General features: G+C 69.1%; 21 protein-coding genes. 5 read left to right on the top strand and 16 right to left on the bottom strand.

What is annotated here, in order from left to right:
• Positions 1-2: 2 nt before the first annotated feature.
• From C882_RS01615 to glpK, 6 genes are read right to left on the bottom strand one after another with little or no spacing between them, the layout of a single operon-like run.
• The gene (locus tag C882_RS01615; RefSeq protein ID WP_009538781.1) at positions 3-1,016 is read right to left on the bottom strand and encodes an NAD(P)-dependent oxidoreductase; all 1,014 of its coding nucleotides are present in this window, start codon (positions 1,014-1,016) and stop codon (positions 3-5) included.
• A 25-nt stretch (positions 1,017-1,041) separates the two neighbouring features.
• Positions 1,042-3,615, bottom strand: coding sequence for a glycoside hydrolase family 65 protein (locus tag C882_RS01610; protein ID WP_201448322.1), 2,574 nt, complete (start codon positions 3,613-3,615; stop codon positions 1,042-1,044).
• A 25-nt stretch (positions 3,616-3,640) separates the two neighbouring features.
• On the bottom strand, positions 3,641-5,392 hold the full coding sequence (locus C882_RS01605) for an ABC transporter substrate-binding protein (RefSeq protein WP_009538779.1): 1,752 nt from the start codon (positions 5,390-5,392) through the stop codon (positions 3,641-3,643).
• A 21-nt stretch (positions 5,393-5,413) separates the two neighbouring features.
• Entirely contained in the window at positions 5,414-6,148 is a 735-nt protein-coding gene (locus C882_RS01600) for an MIP/aquaporin family protein (RefSeq protein WP_043643029.1), read from the bottom strand.
• A 20-nt stretch (positions 6,149-6,168) separates the two neighbouring features.
• The gene (locus C882_RS01595) at positions 6,169-7,755 is read right to left on the bottom strand and encodes a glycerol-3-phosphate dehydrogenase/oxidase (RefSeq protein ID WP_009538777.1); all 1,587 of its coding nucleotides are present in this window, start codon (positions 7,753-7,755) and stop codon (positions 6,169-6,171) included.
• Between the two features lie 52 nt (positions 7,756-7,807).
• Positions 7,808-9,322 carry a glycerol kinase GlpK gene (gene glpK / locus C882_RS01590; protein WP_009538776.1) on the bottom strand — a complete coding sequence of 505 codons (1,515 nt, stop codon included), beginning with the start codon at positions 9,320-9,322 and terminating at the stop codon, positions 7,808-7,810.
• A 352-nt stretch (positions 9,323-9,674) separates the two neighbouring features.
• On the opposite strand from glpK, the gene C882_RS01585 reads away from it, so the two are divergent.
• Positions 9,675-10,184 (top strand): DUF421 domain-containing protein, encoded by a 510-nt coding sequence (locus tag C882_RS01585; protein ID WP_009538775.1) that lies wholly within the window; start codon positions 9,675-9,677, stop codon positions 10,182-10,184.
• Between the two features lie 98 nt (positions 10,185-10,282).
• Here C882_RS01585 and C882_RS01580 read toward each other — a convergent pair whose 3' ends face one another.
• The gene (locus C882_RS01580; RefSeq protein WP_009538774.1) at positions 10,283-10,657 is read right to left on the bottom strand and encodes a phasin family protein; all 375 of its coding nucleotides are present in this window, start codon (positions 10,655-10,657) and stop codon (positions 10,283-10,285) included.
• 178 nt (positions 10,658-10,835) lie between these two features.
• Here C882_RS01580 and C882_RS01575 point away from each other — a divergent pair, with 178 nt between their 5' ends.
• Positions 10,836-11,474: a UdgX family uracil-DNA binding protein gene (locus C882_RS01575; RefSeq protein ID WP_009538773.1), complete on the top strand. Its 639-nt coding sequence runs from the start codon at positions 10,836-10,838 to the stop codon at positions 11,472-11,474.
• A 92-nt stretch (positions 11,475-11,566) separates the two neighbouring features.
• Here the strand turns inward: C882_RS01575 and C882_RS01570 are convergent, their stop codons facing one another.
• The 9 genes from C882_RS01570 to C882_RS01530 all read right to left on the bottom strand — a co-directional run bounded on the left by C882_RS01570 (position 11,567) and on the right by C882_RS01530 (position 22,312).
• Entirely contained in the window at positions 11,567-13,813 is a 2,247-nt protein-coding gene (locus tag C882_RS01570) for a TRAP transporter permease (RefSeq protein ID WP_009538772.1), read from the bottom strand.
• 204 nt (positions 13,814-14,017) lie between these two features.
• On the bottom strand, positions 14,018-15,001 hold the full coding sequence (locus tag C882_RS01565; RefSeq protein ID WP_009538770.1) for a TAXI family TRAP transporter solute-binding subunit: 984 nt from the start codon (positions 14,999-15,001) through the stop codon (positions 14,018-14,020).
• A gap of 143 nt (positions 15,002-15,144) precedes the next feature.
• Positions 15,145-15,351: a hypothetical protein gene (locus tag C882_RS01560; RefSeq protein ID WP_009538769.1), complete on the bottom strand. Its 207-nt coding sequence runs from the start codon at positions 15,349-15,351 to the stop codon at positions 15,145-15,147.
• A 5-nt stretch (positions 15,352-15,356) separates the two neighbouring features.
• Positions 15,357-15,782, bottom strand: coding sequence for a DUF411 domain-containing protein (locus C882_RS22785; RefSeq protein ID WP_009538768.1), 426 nt, complete (start codon positions 15,780-15,782; stop codon positions 15,357-15,359).
• A 91-nt stretch (positions 15,783-15,873) separates the two neighbouring features.
• The gene (fhuB, locus tag C882_RS01550) at positions 15,874-17,856 is read right to left on the bottom strand and encodes a Fe(3+)-hydroxamate ABC transporter permease FhuB (protein WP_009538767.1); all 1,983 of its coding nucleotides are present in this window, start codon (positions 17,854-17,856) and stop codon (positions 15,874-15,876) included.
• Complete coding sequence (locus tag C882_RS01545; RefSeq protein WP_009538766.1) at positions 17,853-18,761, bottom strand: ABC transporter substrate-binding protein; 909 nt, start codon at positions 18,759-18,761, stop codon at positions 17,853-17,855. The genes fhuB and C882_RS01545 overlap by 4 nt, the downstream gene beginning before the upstream one ends.
• A 14-nt stretch (positions 18,762-18,775) precedes the next feature.
• Positions 18,776-19,543: an ABC transporter ATP-binding protein gene (locus tag C882_RS01540; protein WP_009538765.1), complete on the bottom strand. Its 768-nt coding sequence runs from the start codon at positions 19,541-19,543 to the stop codon at positions 18,776-18,778.
• Positions 19,530-20,276 (bottom strand): siderophore ferric iron reductase, encoded by a 747-nt coding sequence (locus C882_RS01535; protein WP_009538764.1) that lies wholly within the window; start codon positions 20,274-20,276, stop codon positions 19,530-19,532. The genes C882_RS01540 and C882_RS01535 overlap by 14 nt, the downstream gene beginning before the upstream one ends.
• Before the next feature lie 2 nt (positions 20,277-20,278).
• Positions 20,279-22,312 (bottom strand): TonB-dependent receptor, encoded by a 2,034-nt coding sequence (locus C882_RS01530; protein ID WP_160166761.1) that lies wholly within the window; start codon positions 22,310-22,312, stop codon positions 20,279-20,281.
• A gap of 244 nt (positions 22,313-22,556) precedes the next feature.
• Here C882_RS01530 and C882_RS01525 point away from each other — a divergent pair, with 244 nt between their 5' ends.
• From C882_RS01525 to C882_RS01515, 3 genes are all read left to right on the top strand, one after another.
• Entirely contained in the window at positions 22,557-23,318 is a 762-nt protein-coding gene (locus C882_RS01525; RefSeq protein WP_009538762.1) for a MotA/TolQ/ExbB proton channel family protein, read from the top strand.
• A 43-nt stretch (positions 23,319-23,361) separates the two neighbouring features.
• On the top strand, positions 23,362-24,603 hold the full coding sequence (locus C882_RS25355; RefSeq protein WP_051999921.1) for a DUF2325 domain-containing protein: 1,242 nt from the start codon (positions 23,362-23,364) through the stop codon (positions 24,601-24,603).
• 168 nt (positions 24,604-24,771) lie between these two features.
• Positions 24,772-25,260, top strand: coding sequence for a hypothetical protein (locus C882_RS01515; protein WP_009538760.1), 489 nt, complete (start codon positions 24,772-24,774; stop codon positions 25,258-25,260).
• Positions 25,261-25,272 lie beyond the last annotated feature (12 nt).

The following is a 25,272-nucleotide window of genomic DNA, read 5'->3' as shown; positions in this document are numbered from 1 at the left end:
GGTCAGCCTTTCTTGCCGTTGGCGAGGTTTTGCGGCTTGCCGGCAATGAAGCCCTCGATGTTCTCGCGCGTGGTGTCCAGGATGCGCTGGACGGCCTCGCGGGTGTTGAAGGCATTGTGCGGGGTGATGACCACGTTGTTCAGGCGCAGCAGCGCGTGGCCGGCCAGCAGCTTGGACAGGTCGTGCTCCTGGGTGAAGACGCTGCGCAGGGTCTCGGCCTCCTCGCGGATCACCGGTTCCTCGGGCAGCACGTCCAGACCGGCGCCGGCCACCTTGCCCGACAGCAGCGCCTCCGACAGGGCCTCGGCGTTGACCACGGTGCCGCGCGCGGTGTTGATGAGCACCACGCCGTCCTTCATGCGGTCGAACTGCTCCTTGCCGATCAGGTCCTTGGTCTTCGGCGTGCCGGGAACGTGCAGCGACACCACGTCGGAGCGTTGCAGCAGGTCCTCCATGGCGCAATATTCAAACCCGATGTCGCGGGCGGCGTCCTCGTTCTTCTGGATGTCGAAGGCCAGCACCTCCATGCCGAAGCCCTTGGCGATGCGGCAGGTGTGCACGCCGATGTTGCCGGTGCCGATGATGCCGATGGTCTTGCCGCACAGGTCGAAGCCGGTCAGCCCCTGGTTGGTGAAGTCGCCCTTGCGGGTGCGGTCGGCGGCCTCGATCAGGCGGTGGCTGACCGCCAGCAGCAGGGCGAAGGTGTGCTCGGCCACGGTGTTCTCGCCATAGCCCGGAACATAGGCGACCTTCACGCCGTTCTCGTCGCACCAGTCGGTGGCGACGTGGTCGACGCCGGTGGAGCGGGTGACGACCAGCTTCAGGTTTTCCATCTTCGACAGCGTGTCCGCCGAGAAGTCGGAATAGATGAAGCCCGACACGATGTCGGCGTCGGCGTTCTCGCCCACCGTGTCGGCCGACAGAGAGTCCTCGCGGTAGACGACGTCGTGGTCGGCCTCGAGCGGCTTGAAGCTCTCGCGCTCCCAGGTTTCCACGTCGTAGACGACGATTTTCATGGTCTCTTTCCCTCCGTTGGGCGGATCACGCCCGCTTGCCGTGGGCGAGGCGCTCCACCTCGCCGCGGCGGTGGCCCAGGCATTCGCGGCGGACGGGCTGATGGTCGACCGCGCGCACCCGCTTGGCCGGATCGACCAGCGGCAGGCGGACGGTCATGCCCGGCGACAGTTCGCGCACGTGTCCGCGATAGGCGATGTGGACGGGTGCGGCGGCCAGCGGCGCGCTCTCCACCGTCAGCCACGCATGGTCGGCGGTCAGCGTCAGGCGCTGGTGGCGATAGCGCAGGTAGACGGTCACCCGGTCCAGGTTCCCGGGCAGCAGGGGGTCGACGTGCAGCACGTTCTGCCGGGTGTCGAGGCCCATGTAGCAGCGCTGGAGGATGTCCACCGACCCCGCCATGGCGCCGGTGTGGATGCCTTCCCGCGTGGTGCCGCCCTGGATGTCCTTGATGTCGCTGTCCAGCGCACTCTGGAACAGGTCCCACGACCGCGCCCGGTCGGAACGCGCCAGCACCCAGGCGTGCGTGACGAACGACAGCGTGGAGCCGTGCGAGGTGCGCTTGAGGTAATAATCTACGGTGCGGGGGATCAGGTCGCTGTCCAGCACGTAGCCCAGCTGGTCGAACAGCCACTCAAGCTCCTCGGCCGAGAACAGGTAGAAGAGCATGAGCACGTCGGCCTGCTTGGAGACCTTGTAGCGGTTGGGCGTGTCGTCCTCGGCCTCCAGGATCCGGTCGAGGCGCATGACGTTGCCGTACTTTTCCCGGTACGGTGCCCAGTCGAATTCCTCCAGGTCCTCGTAACCCGAGAACTGACTGATGACCGGCCGGCCTTCCTCGCAGTCGTGGAAGGGCACCAGCAGGCGGCGCGAGATGTCCACCCAGCGGGCCCGCTCGTCGTCCGTCAGGTCCAGTTCGTCGGCCAGATGCGCCCGGCGATCGGCGGGCAGCAGGTCCCAGACGTCGCTTGCGCGCGTCAGCACCCAGGCGGCCATGACATTGGTGTAGGCGTTGTTGTCCAGCCCGCCGGCCTCCTCCGGGTCGGTGCCGGGGTAGGCCGTGTGGTACTCGTCCGGGCCCATGACGCCCTTGATCTCGTAGCGGCCCAGGTCGTCGTTCCACGTCGCCAGCGAGGCCCACAGGCGGGCGATTTCCATCATCATCTCGGCGCCGTGGAAGGACAGGAAGTCGCGGTCCTCGGTGACCTCCCAGTAGTGCCAGATGTTGTAGGCGATGGCCGCGTTGATGTGGCGCTGGCGGTGGGAGTCGTCGGGAATCCAGCGCCCCGACTCGGGGTTCAGGTGAACCTTCTGGCTTTCCTCGCGTCCGTTGGAGCCCGACTGCCAGGGATACATGGCGCCGTCCAGCCCGGCCGCCCTTGCCGCGCGCCGCGCCTCGCCCAGGCGCCGGTGGCGGTAGAGCAGCAGCGCCCGCGTCATGATGGGCTGGCGCAGGTTGAGGAAGGGAAAGATGAACAACTCGTCCCAGAAGATGTGCCCGCGATAGGCCTCGCCATGCCAGCCGCGCGGCGGCACGCCGGTGTCCTGGTTGATGCTGTGGAAGGACACGGTCTGGAGCAGGTGGAAGATGTGGGCACGCAGCTTCAGCGCCGAGTCGTCGGCACCGCCCACGTCCAGATCGAACAGGTCCCACAGCCGCCGCCAGCTCGCCACATGGGCCGCGCGCAGGGTGTCGAAGTCCGGCGCGTCGCGGGCGGCCTTGACGCTTTCCGCCAGCGGCTCCGAGATCGCCATGTCGCGCGCGGTGTGCAGGGCTGCCACCTTCTCCACCACCACCGGCGCGGCATCGGCGGCGGCATCCACCGACAGGTCGAAGCCCGCTTCGGCGTCGGTGCGGTCGATCGCGCGGGACGCCGTCCCGCTGCCGCCGTCCAGGCGCAGGCGCATGGCCTGACCGACCTCCAGCCGGGACTGGCGGGTGCGCACCCGCAGGGCGGCGACGGTCTCCTCGGGGTGACCGACCTCCAGAACTTCCAGGTGGCGGGATTCCAGCCCCCGATAGCGCGGCACGCCGTCGTTGACGACGCCGCCGTCCAGCCGGCCGCGCACGGTGATGCGCCCCGACCAGTCCAGTGGCATGATGGCTACCCGCTGGGCCGCCAGGTGCTTGTCGGCCATGCTGACGAAGCGTTCCTCGCGCCATTCGGTGCGCCGCCCCTCGGCGTCGCGGAAGCGCAGCGTGCGGGAGAGAACGCCGCCGCGCAGGTCGAGCGCCTGGCAGTAGTCCTCGACCTGCACGTCGTCGATGCGGAACCACGGGCCGTCGCCGACGCGGAAGGTCAGGGGCAGCCAGTTGGGCAGGTTGACCAGGTCCTCGTTCTCGACGTCGCGGCCCTCCACCTTGGTCACCTGACGATCATAGCCGCCGGCGAGGTAGGTGCCGGGATAATGGACGTCGCGCAAAGGTCCCTCGGCCGCGGCGTCGCTGTCGGCGGCGGCGCCGCGCGTGCAGAAGTAGCCGTTGCCGGTGGTGCAGAGGGCTTCGCGCAGACCCTCGTGCTGGGGGTCGTAGCCGTCGTAGCGCAGGACCCAGCCGGTGATGTCGGTGCTGTTGTCGTTCATGCGGGCGGAACGCGCCAAGGCCTCCGCCGGTTTGTGTGTTTTGTCAGCCCTGCTCCTGCCACTGCCGCAGGATGTCGGCATAGGGGACGGTTTCGCCGCGCCCTTCCTCGTCGGCCAGCCCGGGTTTGGGCGCGCCGGGGCGGGACAGCCAGACCGCCGGGTCCTCGGCCTCGGCAAGCGCCGGGGCGCAGCGCTCGATGCCCGGCGCCTGCCCCAGCCGCGCCAGAATGTCGTCCTGCGCAGCCGCCAGGCCGTCCAATGCCTCCTGCGGTGTGGCGCGGCCCGCGCGGGCGGCGGAGATCACCTGCCACCAGAGCTGCGCCAGAAGCGGATAATGGGGCACGTTCGGCCCGGTCGGGGTCCATTGAAGCCGGGCGGGGCTGCGGTAGAACTCCACCAGTCCGCCCAGGCGGGGCGCGGCCTCGGCCATGGATGCACTGCGCATGTCGCTGTCGCGGATGGGGGTCAGGCCGACCATGGTCTTCTTCAGCGACACCGACTTGCAGACGCAGAACTGCGCGTACAGCCACGCCGCCTTGCGCCGGGGCACGGGCGTGCTCTCCATGAGCGTCCAGGCGCCGCAATCCTGATAGCCCTGCTTCATGCCCGGCCGCCAGTAGGCGCCGTGGGGTGTTGGCGCCATGCGCCATCTCGCCGTGCCGTCAGGGTTCATCACCGCCGAGCCGGGGCGCACCATGTCGGGCATGAAGGCCGAGTACCAGAACACCTGCTGGGCGATGTCGCCCCGCGCCGGCACCGGTCCGGCCTGCGAGAACGTCATGCCGGCGGCCTCCGGCGGCGCATACGCCTCCAGCCACTCCAGATACTTGCGCAATGCATAGACGGCCGCGGGGCTGTTGGCCGCGCCGCCGCGCGCGACCGCGGACCCCACCGGGACGCAGTCCTCCACCCTTATTCCCCAGTCGGCGACCGGATGGCCGTTGGGCAGGCCCGTGTCGCCGGCGCCGGCGATGGGCAGCCAGGCATCGGTGAAGCGCCAGCCGAGCGAGGGATCGCGGGCGCCGTAGTCCATGTGGCCCCAGACGCGCCGGCCGTCGATCTGCCTCACCGTGTTGGTAAAGAATTCGGCGATGTCCTCGTAGGCCCGCCAATTGACCGGCACGCCGAGCTCGTAGCCGTACCGGGCGCGGAAGGCCTCCTGCAGGTCTTCCCGCTGGAACCAGTCGTGGCGGAACCAGTAGAGGTTGGCGAACTGCTGGTCGGGAAGCTGGTAGAGCTTGCCGTCGGGCGCGGTGCAGAAGCCCCGGCCGAAGAAGTCGGCCACGTCCAGCGTCGGCAGGGTGACCTCCGCCCCCTCGCCGGCCATCCAGTCCGACACCGGCACCACGCCGCCGAAGCGGTAGTGGGTGCCGATGAAGTCGCTGTCGTTGACGTAGGCGTCATAGAAGTTCCGGCCGGTGCGGCGCTGCTGCTGGATGCGGTTCACCACCTCGCCTTCCTGCACCAGGTCGTGGACCACCGTGATGCCGGTGATCTCGGCGAAGGCGCGGGCCAGCACGCGGGCCTCGTAGACGTGGGTGCCGATGGTTTCCGACAGCACGTACAGACGCATCCCCCGGAACGGCCGGGCGGCGCGCTGGAAGAAGGCCATTTCCGCCAGCCGTTCCTCCAGGGAAAGCGTCGAGGGCCGGAACTCCACCTCCGCCCAGCGCCGTGCGGCGGTGGAGACCTCGGGCGTGCCCATCGGCGCCCCCTGCCCCCACGCCTCGGCCGGAAGCAGGCCGAGCGCCGCCAGGGTCGCCGCCGAACCGGCCAGGAACCCGCGCCGCTGCATGGCCCGTCCTCCCTTTTCCGATCAGCGGAAATTGACGTTGGTGGGATCCTGGAGCATCAGGTAGCAGAGCGCCGCCAGAACCGCCCCGATCAGCGGCCCGACGATGGGAATCCAGGCGTATCCCCAGTCGCTGTCGCGCTTGCCGCCGGGCATGGGCAGAAGCGCATGGACGATGCGCGGGCCCAGGTCGCGCGCGGGGTTTATGGCATACCCCGTCGTTCCGCCCAGGCTCAGCCCGATCCCCAGCACCAGCAGCCCCACCGGCAGGGCGTCCAGGGCGCCCAGGCCGAAGACGGCCACGGCCAGGAACAGCACCGCGAACACCAGAACGAAGGTGCCGACGATCTCCGACACCAGGTTGGAGATGGTGTTGCGGTAGGCCGGCCCGGTGGAAAAGCAGGCGAGCTTCAGGTCGCGGCTCTCGGTTTCGCGGAAGTGGTCGCGGTACATGACCCACACCAGCGCCGAGCCGATCATCGCACCGGCCATCTGCGCCAGGATGTAGAGCGGCACGCTGCCCCACGCGAACTTGCCCGCCACCGCCAGCCCCACCGTCACCGCCGGATTGATGTGGGCCCCGCTGAAGGCCGCCACGGTGAACACCGCGACGAACACCGCCATGCCCCAGCCCCAGGTGATGACGATCCAGCCCGAGCCCTCGCCCTTGGTGCCCTTCAGCACCACGTTGGCGACGACGCCGTTGCCCAGCAGGATCAGGATGGCGGTTCCGATCAACTCCCCCAGGAACGGGTTCATCACGGCACGGTCCTCCCCTGTCAGGTTGTCGGGATCATGTAGTCCCGTGCCAGCGCGGTGAACTCTTCCACCTGCGCCTTCTGCCACGCCTCGTCGCGGCCCAGTTCGGCGGCCATGATGGCGGCGACTTTGGGTGCGGCCTCCACGCTCGCCCGCGCGTCCAGCAGCAGCGACCGGGTGCGTCGGGACAGCACGTCTTCCACCGTGCGGGCCATCTCGCGCCGCACGCCCCAGGCGACCTCGCCCCAGTAGTAGGGCAGGTTGGGGTGCAGGGGCTCGTCCCACCCCGGCTGCTCGGACATGGTCTTGCGCACGCCCGTGCCGTCGGAGCCGTAGAGCGACAACAGGCCGTCGGTTTCCATGGGCGTCTTGATCCAGCCGTGCAGACGCAGGTTCGTCGTCCCACTCGGCCGCTCCTCCAGGCCGCCCACCAGGGCGGCGGCGTCGATGGTGTCCTCGGCCATCTTGCGGTAGGTCGTCCACTTGCCGCCGGTGATGCTGACAAGGTTGCTGTCCGAGATCATCAGCACATGGTCGCGCGCCAGCGCCGCCGTGCCCTTGTCACCCGGCGAGCGCACCAGCGGGCGGATGCCGCAGTACATGCTCAGCACGTCTTCGCGCGTCGGGTCGCGGTCCAGATAGATGGCGGCGTGCTCCAGCAGGAAGTCGATTTCCTCCTTCTGCGGCTTGGGCTCAAGCGTGCTTTTCTCGATAGCCGTATCGGTGGTGCCGACCACGGTCCGCCCGTGCCAGGGCACGGCGAACAGCACCCGCCCGTCGGCCGTCTTGGGCACCATGATGGCGCTCTCGCCGGGCAGGAAGGACTTGTCGAGCACCAGGTGCACGCCCTGGCTTGGCGCCATCAGCGGCTCCTCGGACGGGTCGTCCATCTGCCGCGTGTCGTCGGAGAAGATGCCGGTGGCGTTGATGACCACGCGGGCGTCCAGCTCGTAATCCTCGCCGGTTTCCTCGTCGTGGGCCGAAACGCCCGTGATGAAGCCGCCGCGCTTCTTGAAACCCGTCACCTTGCAGTAGTTCAGCACATGGCCGCCCTTGTCGGCGATGGTCTGGGCCAGGCTGACGGCAAGACGGGCATCGTCGAACTGGCCGTCGTGATAGATCACGCCGTTCTTGAGACCCTTGGGCTCCACATTGGGCAGAAGCTCCAGCGTCTTTTCCCGCGACAGCACCTTGGACGGCCCGAGCCCCAGCTTGCCCGCCAGCATGTCGTAGAGCTTCATGCCGACGCCGTAGAACGGGCCGTCCCACCATTCGTAGACGGGCACCACGAAGGGCAGGTTGTGGCAGATGTGCGGGGCATTCTTCAGAAGCCGTCCGCGCTCGCGCAGGGCCTCCATCACCAGGGATACGTTGCCCTGCTGCAGATAGCGCACGCCGCCGTGCACCAGCTTGGTGGAACGGCTGGAGGTCGCCTTGGCGAAATCGTGCTGCTCCAGCAGCAGCGTCCGGTAGCCGCGCGCCACCGATTCCAGGGCCACGCCCAGGCCCGTGGCGCCGCCGCCGACGACGATGACGTCCCAGATGTCGTAGCTTTCCTTCAGCTCCCGGATCACCGCGTCGCGGTTCATGTTGCCGGCGGCCGCCATGCCGTCGTCCTCCTTCTCCGTTGCGCCTGGGGATGCGGTCGACGGGCCGGCGTCAGGTCTTGTGAACGGCCCAGCCCTTGGAATGCTCCAGCGCCCGCAGCCAACGGCGGTACAGGCGCTCCTTCTCGGCGGAGTCCATCTTCGGCTCGTAGCGGTTGGCGAGTTGCCACTTCTCGGCGATCTCGTCACGCCCCTGCCAGTACCCGGTCGCCAGCCCCGCCAGGTAGGCCGCGCCCAGCGCCGTGGTTTCCACCACGCGCGGCACCTCCACCGTCACGCCCAGCTGGTCGGCCTGGAACTGCATGAGGAAGCTGTTGACCGACGCGCCGCCGTCGCACCGCAGTTCCTTCAGTTCGATGCCGGAGTCACGCACCATGGCCTCGGCCACGTCGCGGGTCTGGTAGCAGATGCTTTCCAGCGTCGCCCGCACGATGTGTGCCCGCGTGGTGCCGCGCGTGAGGCCCAGCAGCGTACCGCGGGCATAGGCGTCCCAGTGCGGCGCGCCCAGGCCGGTCAGGGCCGGGACGAAATAGACGCCGTCGTTCCAGTCGATGGAGCGGGCAAGCTTCTCCGTCTCCGATGCCGAGGCGATGATGCCCAGCCCGTCGCGCAGCCACTGAACCGCGGCGCCGGTGATGAAGATGGCGCCTTCCAGCGCGTATTCCACCGGCTCGTCGCCGATCTGCCAGGCAATGGTGGTCAGCAGCTTTTCCTTGCTGATGGGCGCTTCCGTGCCGGTGTTCATCAGCAGGAACGACCCCGTGCCGTAGGTGTTCTTCGCCATGCCCGGCTTGTGGCAGGCCTGCCCGAACAACGCCGCCTGCTGATCGCCGGCGATGCCCGCCACGGGAATGCCGTGGGTGCCGAAGAACATGTCCGGGTCGGTCTGGCCGTAGACCTGCGACGACGGCCGCACCTCGGGCAGGATGGCCTTGGGGATGCCCATCAGGTCCAGGATCTCGTCGTCCCACTGCAGCGTGTGGATGTTGAACAGCTGCGTGCGAGAGGCATTGGAGACGTCGGTGATGTGGGCCTTGCCGCCGGTCAGGTTCCACACCAGCCAGCTGTCGATGGTGCCGAACGCGACCTCGCCCTTCTCCGCCCGCGCCCGCAGGCCCGGAACGTTGTCCAGCATCCACTTGACCTTGGTGCCCGAGAAATAGGGGTCGATAACCAGGCCGGTCTTCTCGCGCAGGCGCTCGGGCAGGCCTTCCTTCGCGGCCAGTTCGTCGCAGTACTTCGCCGTGCGGCGGTCCTGCCAGACGATGGCGTTGTGGACGGGCGTGCCGGTCTTGCGGTCCCACAGGACCACCGTTTCGCGCTGATTGGTAATGCCGATGGCCGCGATGTCGCTGGCCTTGATGCCGCCCTGCTTCAGCGCGTCGGCGATGACGCTGACCGTGACCTTCCAGATTTCCGTGGCGTCGTGCTCCACCCATCCCGGTCGGGGGTAATGCTGGGCGAATTCCGAATAGGCCCGCTGCCTGACGGCACCGTCGCGGTCGAAGATGAGAACGGTCGTGCCGGTCGTCCCCTGGTCGATAGACAGGACGTAGGACTCGGACATTGTTTACAGCCTCCCACGGACGTCACGTGGCCGGTTTCCCGTGCGTCGCACGACACCTCCCGCGCATGCCGGGCCGGCTCTTCCATCCCAAGTATCAGGTCGGGTGCGAGTGCCTGCAACGTGGTTTTTTCAATTTCTCCGTGATAGGCTGACCGAGCCGGTGAGTAATGCATCCTATTCCACCATTGATCGAATGGTCGGGGCTAGTCGGGGCCACGTGCCCGCACCGGCGGCAATTCTTCCTCTGTCATGTTGCGCCGCGGCAATGCTTGGCCCGGCTTTTGGATTCTCTTCCCGAGCCATCTTCCTCCGGCCACCGTTGGTCCCGCGCGAACGGCAAGGAGACGGGCTTGTGTTTTTCGATCAATGGGAGGGCATCCTCCGCGTTTTGGTGGTGGGCACGCTGGCCTACGCCGCGCTTGTGGTGCTGCTGCGGCTGACCGGCAAGCGGACGCTGTCGAAGATGAACGCCTTCGACTTCGTGGTGACGGTGGCGCTCGGCTCCACGCTGGCGACGGTGCTGCTGTCGGAGTCGGTCGCCCTGGCCGAGGGCGTGGCGGCCTTTGCCCTGCTGATCGGGCTGCAGATGGTGGTTGCCTGGGGGTCGGCGCGCTCCCGCCGGTTCCGCCACCTTGTCAAGGCAGAGCCCCGCCTGCTGCTGCACCGGGGCGCAATGCTCGACCAGGCCCTGCTGGACGAGCGCGTCGCGCCCGAGGAGGTTCTCGCGGCCATCCGGGCGAGCGGACAAGCGGAGGTCGCCGACGTCACCGCCGTGATCCTGGAGACGGACGGCAGCTTCAGCGTCGTCGCCGCCCCGCAGGAGAGCGGACGCTCGGCCCTGTCCAACGTGCGCCGCGAGTAGCGGGGGCGTGCGCCGACACGCCGACACCACCTTCCCTCAACGCGAAACGGCCGCCGCCGGAGCGTCCGGCGACGGCCGTTGATCGGGCAGGCCCGCGATCAGGCGCGGGCGCCGAAGGCTTCCGTCATGTCCTGCATCTGGCGCGCCGCCAGGTCGGCCGAGCGCTGCATGTATTCGGTCATGCGCGCCTGCACCGCCTGCATGGCGTCCTGGCTGACGGCCACCGCATCCTCCGGCTTGCGGACACCCGACAGCTTGCTCATGGCGTCCATCTGCAGCAGCATGATGTCGCTGCCGGCGCGCATCATTTCGAACTGCGCTTCCTGCCAGCGGCGGAAGCCGTGCTGCACGATCTCGAAGCCCTCGGTGCGAAGGTGCTTGCCGGCCTCGATCATCTTGGTCTCGGCCTCGTTGGTCACCTGCTGCGCGCGGTCGGCCTGCTTCTGCTGGGTCTTCACGGCGTCGTCAGCCATTGGTGTTCCTCCTTGTGTGGATTGCCTGTGCAACAGACGTCGACCCGGACTCTGGGGCGGCTCATGCTGCATCGCAACAGAGAAGACGGCGTAGCGGCCCGCCATTTCGTTTGCGCGACAGGCCGGGCAACCGGCACCGGGCGCACCGCATTGCCTGGAAAAGCCCGGAGGCCGCCCCATGAGCACCGCCACCACCGATGCCGACTCCCCCACCGCCGACGACCTCAAGACGCTCGACGCCCTTGCGCGGGTGGAACAGGGCTGCACGCGCTGCCCGCTCTACCGCGACGCCACCCAGGCCGTTCCGGGCGCGGGGCCGAAGATGGCCCACGTCATGCTGGTGGGCGAGCAGCCGGGCGACCAGGAGGACCTGGCCGGAAAACCCTTCGTCGGGCCGGCGGGGCGGCTTCTGGACCAGGCGCTGGTGGATGCCGGCATCGACCGGGACGAGGTCTTCATCACCAACGCCGTCAAGCACTTCAAGCACGAACCGCGCGGCAAGCGCCGCCTGCACAAGCGGCCCAATGCGTCGGAGATCGACCAGTGCCGATGGTGGCTGAACATCGAGCGCGAGCTGGTCCGCCCCAAGGTGATCGTCGGCATGGGCGTCACCGCCCTGCGCGGCGTGCTGGGGCGCGCCGTCACGATCACCTCCATGCGCGGCGAGCCGCACCCGCTGGACGACGGCAGCCAGCTGGTGGCCACCATCCATCCGTCGTCGCTTCTGCGCACGCGTGACCGCGCTGATCGCGATGCCAAGTACAAGGGCCTCGTGACGGACCTGGAGGTCTGCGCAACGCTTCTGGCCTCCACCTGACCGTCGCCGCCGGGCGCGGCCAGACATGAAAAAGGGGCGAAGCGCCGCAGCGCCCCGCCCCTCCTCTTTCCGATGGCCCGGCGGGCCGTGGATCAGTCCGCCCCCCGCACCGGGATGGTCGAGCCGTCCGACGGGTGGATGAACCGCTGGATCAGGAACACCGCCGCGGCGGCGCCGATGCCGATGAGGTCCGTGATCAGGCCTCCCTCGATCATGAACAGCGCGGCGATCACCAGGCCGATACGCAGGAACCAGACGGTCCGCCCGCCCAGGAACCAGCCCTGCACGCCCGCCGCCAGCAGGAAGACACCCACCGAAGCGGTCAGAAGGGCGCGGCCGATCTCCAGGACCGTCCCGTCCATGAGCAGGGCACTGTTGTAGAAGAACATGAAGGGCACCACGAAGGCGGCGAAGCCGATCTTGAAGGACGCCACCGACGTCTCCATGGCGTTCGCGCCCGATATGCCCGCCGCCGCATAGGATGCCAGCGCCACCGGCGGCGTGATGGCCGAGACCACCGCGTAATAGAAGACGAAGAAGTGCGCCGTCAGCGGCGGAATGTCCAGCTCCACCAGGCCCGGTGCCACCACCGAGGCGGCGACGGCATAGGCCGCCGTGGTCGGCATCCCCATGCCCAGCAGGATGGAGATGCACATGGCGAAGAACAGCGCCAGCAGCTGCGACACGCCCGCCAGGCCCAGCAGCAGGTTGGAGAACCGGGCGCCGACGCCGGTCAGAGAGATCACGCCGACGATGATGCCCGCGCAGGCACACACGGCGATGATCTGGATGGACATGACGCCGGCCATGTCGAAGGCCTTGATGATGGACTTCGGCCCCATGCGGAAGGGCGTCAGCCAGCTCACCACGGCAGCGGCGACGATCGCCAGCGTGCCGGCACGGATCACGGAATAGCCCATGAACAGCGCGGCGATCAGGATGATGATGGGGACGAACAGGTAGACGCGCTTGATCATGTTGCGCACCTTGGGCAGCTCGTCGTCGCGCATGCCGCGCATGCCCATCTTGGCGGCCTCGAAGTCCACCATGAAGAAGATGGACAGGAAGTAAAGGATGGCCGGAATGACCGCCGCCAGTGCGATCTCGGTATACGGAATGCCCGTGATCTCGGCCATGATGAAGGCGCCCGCGCCCATGATCGGCGGCATGATCTGGCCGCCCGTCGAGGCGCCGGCCTCGATGGCGCCGGCCACCTTCTTGTGGTAGCCGACCTTCTTCATCAGCGGAATGGTCAGCGAGCCCGTCGCCACCACGTTGCCCGCCGAGGTGCCGTTGATCATGCCCATCAGGCCCGAGGCGAAGATGGCGACCTTGGCCGGCCCGCCGCGCGCCCGACCGGCGGCGGCGAAGGCGAAGTTGACGAAGTAGTCGCCCACCTTGGACGCCTGCAGGAAGGCAGCGAAGATGATGAACAGGATGATGTAGGTCGACGACACCGCCGTGGTCGGGCCCAGGATGCCGGCATCGGTGTAGACCTGGCTGAAGAACCGCTCCCAGGTCACGGCCGGCGACTTCAGGAAGCCCGGCAGGTACTGGCCGGCGAAGACGTAGACCAGGAACACCAGCGCGATGACCACCAGCGCCAGGCCGGCGACGCGGCGCGTCAGCTCCATGATCAGCAGCGCCCCCGCCACCGCGGCGATGGAAATGCCGATGGGGGCGAACGGCGTGCCGGTGGAGTTGCGCATCAGCGTGCCGTAGATGGTGATCAGGTACGCCGCCACCGAGATGGCGCAGACCGTCAGCACGAAATCCACCGCGGCGATGTAGGTCCGCTCGCGCTTGTTGAACCACGACAGCAGGATGCCGCCCGCCGTGGCGATCATCAGCGGCAGGCCGTACAGCCACGTTTCCTTGAACTGGATTCCGGCGTCGATGCCGTTCCAGGCCACCCCGTTGGCGATCTCGACGGCGAACGACAGCGCCACGCCCAGCGACATCAGGGCCGGCACCATGAGCGCCCAGGCGATGTACTCCATCATCCGCGTTTCGTCGTCGCGACTGTCGGCGAAGCCGCGCCCGGCGAACAGCATGAAGCCCAGGCCCAGTGCACCGGCGATGTGCACGATGCGGAAGTTCCACGTTTCCATGGGGAACTCGGGCAGGTACGGGATCTGGACCAGCCCGCCGGTCAGGGCCGAAATCCCCAGCCCGTTGAGCGCCGCGATGTGGAAAAAGGCGTAGATGGTCGAGACGGCGCTGATGAAGATGAAGCCGCGCCCCTCGAAGATGCGGCGGTTGGGCTCGATGGGTTCCTCGTCAACGCCCTCGGCGATGACCAGGTCCTCGTGCTGCGCCGCCTTGCCCGGATCTGTCATGATGCTGGTCCTTCGTGTCCCCGTTCCGGGCGCCGTAATGGCCCCACCGAAACCTCGTCACGCAAGAAAGAACGATTGTTGGCGAATTGTCGACAGTTTTCCGCCGGTCGCAGCGGCGGGCCGTGAACGAAGCGGACCGCCCTCCGGAAGGAGCGCGGTCCGCAGCCGTTCTAGCCGGTCATATCACGATCGCGGGGACTGTGATCAGCCGCCCTTGATCATGTCTTCGGGAATGGACGCGCCATTCTCGTTGAACCACTTGGCCGCACCGGGGTGCCACGGCAGGACCTTGTTCTTGTCCCAGTTCTCGACGACCGTGGACTTGGCGGCGCGGTGGATGTTCATCATGCGCTCGTTGTCGCTCATCACCACGTCGGTGACCGCGTAGACGAAGTCCTCCGGCAGGTCGCAGTTGGCGATGGCGAAGTTCCACATGGCGACAGAGCGGGCCGGCTCTTCCAGCGTCTGGTAGGTGGTCGCCGGGATCTGGAACTCGGACACCGGGAACTCTTCCAGGATCTTCTGCTGCTCTTCCTCGGTGAACTCGATGATGTTCACGTCGGTCTGCACCTCAAGCTGGCTGACGGCCGGCACCGGGATGCCGGCGGCGAAGGCGATCACGTCCACCAGGCCGTCCTGCAGCTGGCCGCCCAGGTCGGACCAGCCGCCGTTGCGGCGGTCGAAGTTGACGCCCAGCGTCTCCAGCATGCGCGGGAAGTAGGTGTCGGAGGTGGAGCCCGCCGGGCCGAAGCCGATGCGCGCACCGTCGGGAATGGCGTCGATGGAATCGATGCCCGAGCCGGCCAGCGCCGTGATGGAGAACGGCGTCTGGTACATGGGGAACATGGCGCAGGCGTTGTCCATCTTCATGCCCGGCGCGATGGGGTTGGTGCCCTCGATCGACTCGCGCGCGGGGCCCATGGTGGTCATGCCGAACTCGGCGTCGCCGGTGTGGACCAGCGCCATGTTCTGCATGGGACCGCCGGTGACCTCGGCGCCGCCGGACATGCCCAGTTCGTCCGCCACCAGGTTGGCCCAGCCGGAGCCGTAGGCGAAGTAGGTCCCACCCTGGGAGGCGGTGCCGACGGTGAAGCTGTCGGGCCAGTTTTCACGGTCCTGAGCGGCCGCGGCCGTCACGCTCAGGGCAACGATGGCGGCCGCCGCCCCGGAGACAGTATGAAAGCGCATCAATATCCTCCCTAGTAAACACCTTTTCAACTCATGCCGTCCTCGGAGTGATCCCGAGATGACACGGGCCGATAATCTTGAAGCCTTTTAATGGATTTACAAGACCCCAGCAGCGACATGGCGAACTTTAGGATAATGTGAATCTAACGGACGATGCGGCCGAACAGGTATCCGCAGGCGCCGAACAGCACCGTGCTGACGATCACGCCGCCGATCAGTTCGGGCACCGACAGGGGCAGCCACGTCCCGCCGGTGCGGGGCAGCATCAGCGCCGTTCCCAGCACGCCCGCCCACAGCAGCCACGCGGCGCCGGCGCTCAGGGCGCCGAGTATCCAGGGAAGCCTGTTCATGGCCCTTACCCCTTATCCGGTGGCGGCGTGAAGGCCGAGCGGGTGCCGTCGCGGTTGAGCGTCAGCGCCTGATCGCCGGTCGCGCCCTCCATGGTCAGGCCCGAGATGCCGCGGGGGCGCTTGCGGATGAGCCGCTCGACGTCGGCGGCCGGCACCGCGCCCTCCAGGTCGAAGCCGGCGGCGCGGCCGGTCAGGCAGGGCGCGCCCGCCGCCGGCGCGTCCCGATCCTTTCGGACCACCTCGAAGCCATGGGCGGCAAGGGTGGCCGACCAGTCCTCGGCGGCGGTGGCGCACTGCGGGGCGCTGACGACCTCCACGGTGGGGATGCGGGTGACGGTGGCGTAGGTCAGGCCGGCCCAGCCCACGGCGGCGGAAACGGTGAGGAGAATGAACGTGCGCATGACGACGATCCAGCAGTTGGTAGGCTTCACGCTGGATCACCCTGCCCCGCCGCCGCGCGGCGGTCCTTGATGCCGGTCAAGACGGTCCGCGCCGCCGCTCCGGCCGCGGGACCGGTAGTCCTCATGCCGCGCGGCCCGCCGCGATGCCGCCGCGCCGGGCAAGCAGCAGCATCAGGAAATAGCCGCCACCGATGACCGACGCCATGGCGCCCGCCGGCAACTGCACGGGGTGCAGCATGGTCCGCCCCAGCCAGTCCGACAACACCATGAGCACCACGCCCAGGCCGCAGGCCAGCATCAGGTGCTGGCCCGACCGCTGGGCGCCCAGCAGCGCGGCAAGGTGCGGCGCGATGAGGCCGACGAAGGCGATGGGACCGACCACCGCCGTCACCGCCGCCGCCGTCACCGCTCCCAGGGCCAGCAGGGCGGTGCGCGCCGGCCCCACCGCCAGTCCGCGGCCGGCGGCAAAGGCCTCGCCGCCCGCCAGCAGGGTCAGCCAGCGATGCGCCGCCACCGCCGCGGCGGCCAGCAGCAGCACCGACGCCGCCAGGGCCAGCGCCTGGCCCTCGGTCACCCGCGCGGTGGAACCGGCAATCCAGCCGACGATCATCACCGCATCGGCCCCGCCCCGCGCGAGCACCATCTGCAGCACCGCGTCCAGCAGCGCCGCGAGCGCAATGCCCACCAGCGCCACCGCCGCCGGCGCGTGTCCCTGCCGCCGGCCCAGCATCAGCAGCACCCCCAGCGCCCCCAGGCCGCCCAGCAGCGCCACCGGCGCGCCGAAGTCGTGGATGGAGCCGCCCAGCAGTACCACCGCCCCCACCAGCGCCAGGGTGGCGCCCGAGGAAATGCCGATGATGTCCGGGCTCGCCAACGGATTGCGCAGCAGACGCTGCAGCACCACGCCGGCCAGCGCCATGCCGGCCCCGGCCGCCGCCGCCGCCAGCAGGCGCGGCCAGCGCAACGACAGCACCAGGTCCGACGGCCACGCCATGCGCCAGCCCTCGGCGGTGGGGGCAAGCGTCAGCGAGGCGAGCACCAGCGCCACCGCCCCCGCCGCCACCAGCACCGCAAAGCCCGGGCGCAGGCGCGCCGCCCCCTCGGGCATGCGCAGGGGCGCGTGGTCCTGGGCGCGCAGGCGGCCCAGCGTCAGTCCGATCAGCACGGGCACGCCGACCAGGGCTGCGGCGGCGCCGCTCGGCACCAGGTCGCGCGTGTACTGGCCGACGAACAGCGCCAGTGCGTCGGTCGCCAGCAGCACCAGCGCGCCCAGAACCAGGCTCGCCAGCATCTCACCACCGGCCGAGCGGGCGCCGGTCATGCGCGCCAGCGCCGGGGCCAGCAGGCCGATGAAGCCGATGACGCCGACCGCCGTGATGACGCTCGCCGTCAGCCACAGGGCCGCCAGGACGGCCACCAGCAGCACGGGCAGCAGCGCCAGGCCGCGCCCGGCGGCGGCCTCGGTGCCCAGCTTCAGAAGCATCAGCGGCCGCGTGCACAGCAGCAGCACCACCACGCCGCCCAGCACCTGCGGCCACAGCCAGGCGGCCCAGTCCCATCCCGTCTGGGTCAGGTCGCCCGCTCCCCAGATGAACAGGCCGCGTACGGCTTCTCCGTTGGTCAGCACCACTACCGTCGCAACGGCCTGAAGCAGCAGGTTCACCGCCATGCCCGCCAGCACCACCGGCAGGCCGGTGATGCCGTTGCGCCCCGCGATCACCAGCACCAGCCCGGTGGACGCCAGCGCCCCGCCCATGGCGAACCAGATGCCGTGCGCCGCCGCCAGGGCGGGCGCCGCCACCGCGCCGGCCACCAGCGCCAGCCACGCCCCCGAGGAGGCGCCGATGGTCAGCGGCGAGACCAGCCGGTTGCGCGTCACCTGCTGCAGCACGCTGCCCGCCAGCCCCAGGGCCGCCCCTGCCAGCACCGCCACCACGACGCGCGGCCCGGCGGCATAGGACAGCAGCGCGGCCGCCACGCCGTCGGGCTCGGCCCCGCCCAGCGCCGGCCAAATCTCCGCGAGGGGCAACCCGCTGCCGAGCGACAGGTGCAGCGGCACCAGCGCCACCAGAAGCGCCGCCCCCAGGCCCAGGCGCACGATCATTGCGGGTCGAGCCGCAGGAGCGCGTCGGTGATGGCCTCGGCGAAGTAGACCACCGAGAACACACCGCCATAGCTCCAGGTGGGCGGCAGGGCCTCCACATTGCCGGCCCGCACCACCGGCAGCGCCTTCCACAGCGGCTTGTCGAACTGCTCCGCGCCCTTGGGCACGGGTTCGATGTAGAGCAGCACGCCCTCGGTCAGCCGGGCCAGGTCGCGCAGGGTCAGCATGGCGAAGCCCCACTTGCTGTCGGGCTGCGGCAGGCCGCTTTCCAGCCCCAGCGCCTCCAGCGCGAAGGTGGACATGGCGTTGCCGCCATAGACGGCCAGGCGGGCCTCGTCCAGGAAACGGACCACGGTCACCTTGGGCGGGTCGCCGTCGAAGTGGGCACGGACCCGCTCGCGCAGCTCTTGCAGGCGCGCGTCCCGCTCGGCCAGGCGTTCGGCGGCCAGGCCCTCGCGGTCGAGCAGCGTCGCCAGCCTCTGATAGGTCTCGCGGCTGGCCGCAAGGTTGTCGTGGTCGGCACTGAAGGTTTCGAAGTGCAGCACGGGCGCAATGCGCGCCAGCGGCTCCAGAAAGGCGCGCTGATCGTCGGAAATAAGGATGGCGTCGGGCGCAAGTTCGGCGATGCGCTCCAGGTTGGGCTCCTGGCGCAGGCCCAGGTCCGCCACGCCCTCGGGCAGCGCCGGCCGCACGACCCAGTGCCGGTAGCCCTCGGGATCGGCCACGCCCACCGGCGTCACGTCCAGGTTCAGCAGTTGCTCGGTCAGCGACCAGCTCAGGGCGACCACGCGCTCGGGCGGCGCCTGGAAGGTGTGCGTCCCGCCGCTGTCCTCGACGGTGAGAGGCGCGGCGGCGGCCGGCGCGGCGAGGCCCAGCAGAAGCAGGCAGACGGTGAGAAGACGCATGAATGTCCTTCGGCTCAGGCGATGACGGCGACCGGCTCGGGCCGCGCGGGGTGGGGAACCAGCGAGATGTCGATGCCGTAAAGGCCGCTCAGCACGTCGCGCTGCATCAGGGCGCCGGGGCCGCCGTCGAAGACGATCCGCCCGCCCTTCAGGGCGACGATGCGGTCGGCGTGACGGGCGGCCAGGTTGACGTCGTGCAGAATCACAACGACGCCCCGCCCGCGCTCGGTATTCAGGCGCCGCAGCAGGGCCAGGACCTCCACCTGGTGGGCAAGGTCGAGCGCCGAGGTGGGCTCGTCCAGCAGCAGGATGGGCGAGCCCTGCGCCAGCAGCATGGCGATCCAGGCCCGCTGGCGCTCGCCGCCCGACAGATGGTCGACCAGCGTCTCCGCGAACCGTGCGACGCCGGTGCATTCCAGCGCATCGGCCACCGCCGCCTCGTCCGCCGGCCGCCAGCGGCCCAGGGCGCCGCGCCAGGGGAAACGGCCGAGCCGCACCAGTTCCCGCACGGTCAGGCCCGGCACCTCCGGCAGGCGCTGGGGCAGGAACGCCACGCGCCGCGCCAGACGCCGGGCGCTGTAGGCCGACAACGGCATGCCGTCCAGGCGGATGTCGCCCTGTCCCGGCCGGTGCTGGCGGGCGAGCAGCCCCATCAGGGTCGACTTGCCCGAGCCGTTGTGGCCCAGGATGACGGTGAAGGCGTCGGCGGCGATCTTCAGCCGGTCGACGCGCAGCACCTCGCGCGCGCCGTGCCGAACGGCAATGTCGTCAAGCCTGTACATGGCCTCCGTCCTCCCATTCCATGCGCATGAGCGCGAGACGCTCCGCCTCCGGCCGCTTGGGGCAGGAGGCGCACAGTACGCCGCCGTCCACGCGGAACGCCAGGCAACAGGCCCGACGGTCCAGCCCGTGACGGCGCCGCCCGTCGGACAATTCCAGCGGCACGAGGCCGCTCTGGCCCGCAAGCCCCAGCGCCTGAAGCCAAGCCTCGGCATGGCGGTCGGGCTCGGGCGCGACCTTGGCCAGCGTGCCAAGAACCCGATCGGCCAGCAGCCGCCCGGCGAGCACCGGCTTCATGGCCTCGACGCCCCGCAGGTCCGCGAGCAGGGCGTCGGAAATCCGCCGCAGCAGGGCGCCGGCCTCGCGGATCAACGCCGGCGGCGGGGCGCGAAGCACGCCCTCTTCCGGCACCGTAAACCCGAGCACGGCAGCGCCGGCGGTGCTCTGGCCCATGGCGTCAAGCCGCGGCACGAGACCGGGACCGTGAACACCAAGGACCGCCAGCACCGCCGGCTGCCACGTCAGCATCCCCCAGGCCCGCACCGCCCAGTAGGCGCGGCCGGCTTCGGGGGAGTGCGCCGCGATGCCGTCCACCAGACGGCGGACGGCATCGCGGTTGTCGGCACCCGCCACGATCTGCCCCGGCGACGGCGGCCCGATCCTGCCCCCCAGGCCCGGAACGAAGCTTTCCATCGCCGTGACGAGCGACCCCAGATCGTGGGCGGGCGCCGGCATGGTCAGAACTTCAAGGAATACGCCGCGGTGACCGTGGTACCCGGACCCTGGGCGTAGGAGAACGACTGGTAGCTCTGAACCGAGGAATAGGCCTGATTGATGACCGGGTAGTACTCGGCGTTGAACAGGTTCTCGACGCCCAGTTCCAGATTGCCCGGGCCGACCGCGAAGGAACTGTAGAGATCGACGACGGTGTAGTTATCGATGTCGGTTCCCCCGAACTGCGTGCTGTCGGGGTTGCGGTCACCCGAATGCAGGGCCTGCAGGCGCGCCGTCCACCAGTCGGTCACGTCGTACTCGGCGTAGGCGGTCAGCTTGACCGGCGGGATGCGCAGCGCCGGAAGGTCCTCTTCATAGTCGCCGTCGTCGTCGGTATCCACGACACCTTCCATCCAGGTGACGGTGCCGCCAAGACGCAGCGCGTCGGTCGCATCCACATTCACGGCCGCTTCCACGCCCCAGATGCGCTCGGGCTGCTTGACGATCTTCAGGTTCTTGTCGAACGAGGTTCCGTTTTCGGAGGTGCTGTAGAAGCCGACCACCGAACCGTCCCAGCGATCATACGCCGCGCGGAGCCCGAGTTCGTAGTTGTTGGTCTTCTGGACCTCGCTCTCCGCTTCGCTGGCGCTGGTGAAGTTGCCGTCACTCAGCGACCGGCTGATGTCGGCCACCGTGAAGCCCTGGTTGAACCCGCCGTACAGGTCCAGGTTTTCGTTCAGGAACACCGTACCCGTCACGTTGAACAGCGGTTCCTTGAACGTCAGTTCACCGCCGCGCACGAAGTCGCCGTCGCCATTGGTGAAGTCGGCGACGTCCAGCGTGATGTGCTCGTAGCGCAGACCACCGGAAATCAGGCCGAAGTCGGCCACCGGCACGTCCAGCTGCGCGAAACCGGCCAGGGCGTCCTGCTCGAAATACGGATAGATATCGGGCCCGTCGGTGACGTACTGCCCCGTCTCGTCGTGCAGGAAGTCAAGGCCCCAGGTGACGTCCAGTCCGACAGGACCGGCCTCGACGGGCGTTTCGACGGTCAGCCGGCTGCCGAGCTTTTCGGATTCAATCCCGGTCTGGCCGAAGCCGGGGAACTTGCCGAACACCACGTCCAGTTCGGCGTAGTAGGCCTGAGCCGTCACGGCGCTGCCCAGGATGTCGGCGTGCGTGTACTCAAGATTGAGGTTGCGGTTCTCGGTGCCGGGATTGACCGGATTGCGGTCGCCGCGCACCGCGGTTGCACTGGTGCCCGCCGACCGGTTGCCGCCCTGGCCAAGCGCCGCGAAGTCGCTGTCCTGCTCGAAGTCGTGCCACAGCCCGGTGACCTGGACGCGCTGACGGCCATCGTCGAATTCCGTTCCCAGCTTGGCGAGCAGGTTGATCGTGTTGCTGTCGGCCAGACCGCCCTGGATGCCGGTGGGGTCGGCCGGGATGCGGTCGCCGTTGGAATCGAAATGGCCGCCGCGCGTCGCGAACGAGCCGCTCGCCAGATAATCGACGGCACCGGTCCGGCCGCTGACCTGCAACGCGGTGGTGGAGCCGAGTGAATCGGCAGGATGGGTAGCCGACAGGCGCAGGCCCGGGGTTGCCGAAAACGTGATGTCGCCGTCTTCGGGGCGCTTGGTGACAACGTTCACAAGGCCGCCGGAGGCGCCGAACCCGTAGACGGCGGTGCCGCCGCGCACAACCTCGATGCGCTCGATGGACTCGGGATCGATGGTGTTGAGCGACCGGTAGCCGTTGCGAAGAGGCGTGGACTGCGGCACGCCGTCGATCAGCGTCAGGAAATCGCGGCCCCGAAGGGTCTGGCCGTAGTTCGTGTTGGCCTCGTTGCTCGGGCTGAAGCCCGGCACGGTCTTTGAGAGAATGTCGCCGACGTTGCTGTCGATGCGCTTCTGGGTTTCCACCTCTTCGCGCGTGACCACCGTCACCGACTTCGTCGTCTCATCGAGCGGGATTTCCGTGCGCGTCGCCGATTCAACGAGCACCGGCGCCAGTTCGATGGTCTCCGCATCCTGGGCCAGCGCCAGGGTCGGGTGTGCCACGGAAGCGGCCGTGACGGCGATCGCCAACCTTCTGTTTTTCATAATTCTTTCCGATCCTTCTCTCGGCCGGCCCGGTTGCTTCCGGACCTTTTTGAGAACGCCTCGCAATTTCATCGGTGCGTCATCACCTACCCCAGCCCCCGGGCCGTTTGCAAGCGATTCTCGTTTGCAGTCTCGCTTGACATGCGAGTGACTTTCATTTTCATCTAGAGGTTATCGATCACCCGCCCAGGACGATGCCGACATGCCCGATGCCCTTTCGCCGCCCGCCGGCGCAGAGACAGCCGGTGCCCCTCCGCTGGCCGAGGCCGCTCCCGGCTCGCTTGCGGGTCTGCTGGAGATTGTGCAGGCGGGCGGGCCGATCATGCTGGTGCTGGCTGTCCTCTCGGCGGTCACGCTGATCGTCGTGCTGGCGAAGCTGGCGCAGTTCGCCCACCGCCGCCTGTGGGCCCGGCGTGCGGTCGATCGGGCGCTGGAGCTGTGGCATGCGGGCCGCGTCGACGAGGCGCCGCCGGTGCTGGAGGCCGAGCGCACGCCGGTGGCCGAGGTGCTTCTGGTGGCCCTGCGCACCCGGCTCGACCCGCACATGACGCCGGCCCAGGCGCGCGAGGAGGCCGCCCGCATCGCCGGCCTCCACCTGGACCAATTGGGCCGCGGCCTGCGGCTGCTGGCGGTGATCGCGAGCCTGAGCCCGCTGCTCGGCCTGCTGGGCACGGTGATCGGCATGATCGGCGCCTTCCAGGCCCTGGAAACGGCCGGCAGCAAGGTCGACCCGTCCATCCTTTCGGGCGGCATCTGGGTCGCCCTGCTGACCACCGCCGCCGGTCTGGTGGTCGCCATTCCCGCCGCCGCCGCCCATCAGTGGCTGGAGGGCATGGTGGAGCGCACCGGCCGCACCATGGAGGATGCGGCGACGCAGGTCTTCACCCGCCAGCCGGCCGCCGACTTCCGCCACCGCGAAGCGCCCGCCGCGCCGCAGCGGTTCGCCCTGCAACCCGCCGAATGACGGCTCCGCGCCGACCGTCCCGTCCGACCAAGGAGCAAGGAGGATGACCGTGCTGTCCCGCTCTCCCATTTTGCCGGAAGACTTCACGCCGCCGCCCGTGCCGGCCGCGCCCCAGCGCCGCCGGCGGATGGACCAGATCCCGGGCAAATGGCATTGCAGCATCATCGGCACCTGCCTGCCCCTGGCGGAGCTGCGCAAGATCGCCGTGAAGGCGCGCTTCAACCTGCCGCGCGATGCCAGCGACTACCGCATCCACGGCGCGGTCGTGCACCATTGCGCCGAGCACAAGGTGCTGTCCCGACTGGTCACCAAGGCGCTGGACAAACGCTTTCCCGCCCACATCGCCCGCTTCTCCCGTGCTGCCACCGAGGACGAGCTGACGGAGCTGTGGCAGTCGCACTGCGACAGCGGCGACGTTCCCGGCGCCTATTGGGCGCTGATGTCGCACCCGGTGGACTGCCAGGCCCTGCGCGAGCGGGCCTACGGCGAGGTGCACATGCTCTCGCACCTGTCGGGCGCATCGCAGCGGGTGGACATGCGCCGCCTCGCCGAGTTGGAGCGGGCGCTCGCCAGCCGGGCCGGAGAGGTGGAGGCCCTGACGGCCGAGCGCACCCGCTGGCGCGAGACCGAAACCCGCCTGCGCCACGACGTGGCGGCGCTGGACCTGCACCGGCGCCGGGCGGAGCAGCTTGAGGCACGGGTGGCGGAACTGGAGAGCGGCCGGGCCCTGGCCGAGATGCGCGCCGCCCTGGACGCCGCGCGGGCGGAGGCCAACGAACGCGCCCTCGGCATCACCCGGCGGGACGAGCGGATCGCGGCGCTGGAGGAGGAACTGACCGGCCTGCGCGCCGACACCGCCCGCCTGCGCAGCCGCGCCGCCGACCTGGAACTGACGCTGTGCGAATCCTCGGGCTGCCCGCGCCTGGGTGGGACGACGGATGCCGCGCCGCCGCTCGACCTGTGCCGGCGGCGAATCCTCTACGTCGGCGGCATGACGCGCGCCGTGGCGCACATGCGCGACCTGGTGACCCGCCACAACGGCGAATTCCTGCACCACGACGGCGGGCTGGAAGACGGCTGCGCGCGGCTGGCGAGCGCTCTTTCGCAGGCCGACGCCGTGCTCTGCCCGGTCACCTGCGTCAGCCACAACGCCATCGACACCATCAAGCGCGACTGCCGCCGCGCCTGCAAGGCCTTCCTGCCGCTGCCGAGCCACAGCGTCAGCGCGCTGGAACGGGCCCTGCGGGTGGTCGGCCGGCAGCAGACGAGCCCTGCCGAAGCCTAGGCGATCGTCGGCCCGGACACGGCGCCGATGGCGCCGATGGCACCTGCCATTTCGAACGTAAATCCATCTTATAAACGCAATCAATTTCCCAAATAGTGACGTGTTGGATAGGGTGCGGCGCCGCTGGCCTGCGCCAGCTCAATCGCCATCCGGATGCAACACGACCCGATGTACCTGCTCGCCCTTGCGCATGACCACCGCGCCCTGCACCTCAACATCGACTCCATAGCCGCCCTGACCCGCCGCCTCGGGTGTGGCAGGGCGAGCCTGATCGGGGCGTGGTGCGATGCCGAGACGCTGCGGCACCCGCCCGGCGTCCTGGTGCTGCCGTGCGAACGGGTGGGGGTCCGGCCGGCCGCGGTGGAGCAGACCATCAGCGTCTCGGGCCTGTGGTCCATGCTGTGCGTGCGTTCCCCCACCTTCACTGGCGCCCCGTCGTGGCGTAGGCTTCACGAGGCGGTCGTGACGGGCCTGCTGACGGATCAGCCTTGCACGCCGTCTCCGCGCTACCGGCCTGTGTTCAGCGCCGGCCTGCCCGAACCCGCCGTGACGGCCGACGTCACGGCGCTTGCCGCCGCATGGCCGCACGTCATTGGCGGCCCGCTCTATTATTCCTGCGTGTCGGGGCGCTTCATCCAGCGCCCGGACGCCGCGTGACCAAAGGTATTT

Origin of the sequence: Caenispirillum salinarum AK4, assembly GCF_000315795.1 — a bacterium.
Lineage (GTDB): Bacteria > Pseudomonadota > Alphaproteobacteria > Rhodospirillales > Rhodospirillaceae > Caenispirillum > Caenispirillum salinarum.
This window is presented reverse-complemented; position numbering and strand designations above follow the sequence as displayed.

Coding starts and splice junctions, on each gene's coding strand:
- C882_RS01605 (WP_009538779.1), bottom strand. CDS start 5,392: ATGCAGCGGCGCGGGTTCCTGGCCGGTTCGGCGGCGACCCTGGCGGCG.
- C882_RS01570 (WP_009538772.1), bottom strand. CDS start 13,813: ATGACAGATCCGGGCAAGGCGGCGCAGCACGAGGACCTGGTCATCGCC.
- C882_RS01560 (WP_009538769.1), bottom strand. CDS start 15,351: ATGAACAGGCTTCCCTGGATACTCGGCGCCCTGAGCGCCGGCGCCGCG.
- C882_RS01525 (WP_009538762.1), top strand. CDS start 22,557: ATGCCCGATGCCCTTTCGCCGCCCGCCGGCGCAGAGACAGCCGGTGCC.
- C882_RS01535 (WP_009538764.1), bottom strand. CDS start 20,276: ATGCCGGCGCCCGCCCACGATCTGGGGTCGCTCGTCACGGCGATGGAA.
- C882_RS01595 (WP_009538777.1), bottom strand. CDS start 7,755: ATGGCGGCCGCCGGCAACATGAACCGCGACGCGGTGATCCGGGAGCTG.
- C882_RS01565 (WP_009538770.1), bottom strand. CDS start 15,001: ATGCGCTTTCATACTGTCTCCGGGGCGGCGGCCGCCATCGTTGCCCTG.
- glpK (WP_009538776.1), bottom strand. CDS start 9,322: ATGTCCGAGTCCTACGTCCTGTCTATCGACCAGGGGACGACCGGCACG.
- C882_RS01545 (WP_009538766.1), bottom strand. CDS start 18,761: ATGCGTCTTCTCACCGTCTGCCTGCTTCTGCTGGGCCTCGCCGCGCCG.
- C882_RS25355 (WP_051999921.1), top strand. CDS start 23,362: ATGACCGTGCTGTCCCGCTCTCCCATTTTGCCGGAAGACTTCACGCCG.
- C882_RS01580 (WP_009538774.1), bottom strand. CDS start 10,657: ATGGCTGACGACGCCGTGAAGACCCAGCAGAAGCAGGCCGACCGCGCG.
- C882_RS01540 (WP_009538765.1), bottom strand. CDS start 19,543: ATGTACAGGCTTGACGACATTGCCGTTCGGCACGGCGCGCGCGAGGTG.
- C882_RS01575 (WP_009538773.1), top strand. CDS start 10,836: ATGAGCACCGCCACCACCGATGCCGACTCCCCCACCGCCGACGACCTC.
- C882_RS01600 (WP_043643029.1), bottom strand. CDS start 6,148: ATGAACCCGTTCCTGGGGGAGTTGATCGGAACCGCCATCCTGATCCTG.
- C882_RS01515 (WP_009538760.1), top strand. CDS start 24,772: ATGTACCTGCTCGCCCTTGCGCATGACCACCGCGCCCTGCACCTCAAC.
- fhuB (WP_009538767.1), bottom strand. CDS start 17,856: ATGATCGTGCGCCTGGGCCTGGGGGCGGCGCTTCTGGTGGCGCTGGTG.
- C882_RS01615 (WP_009538781.1), bottom strand. CDS start 1,016: ATGAAAATCGTCGTCTACGACGTGGAAACCTGGGAGCGCGAGAGCTTC.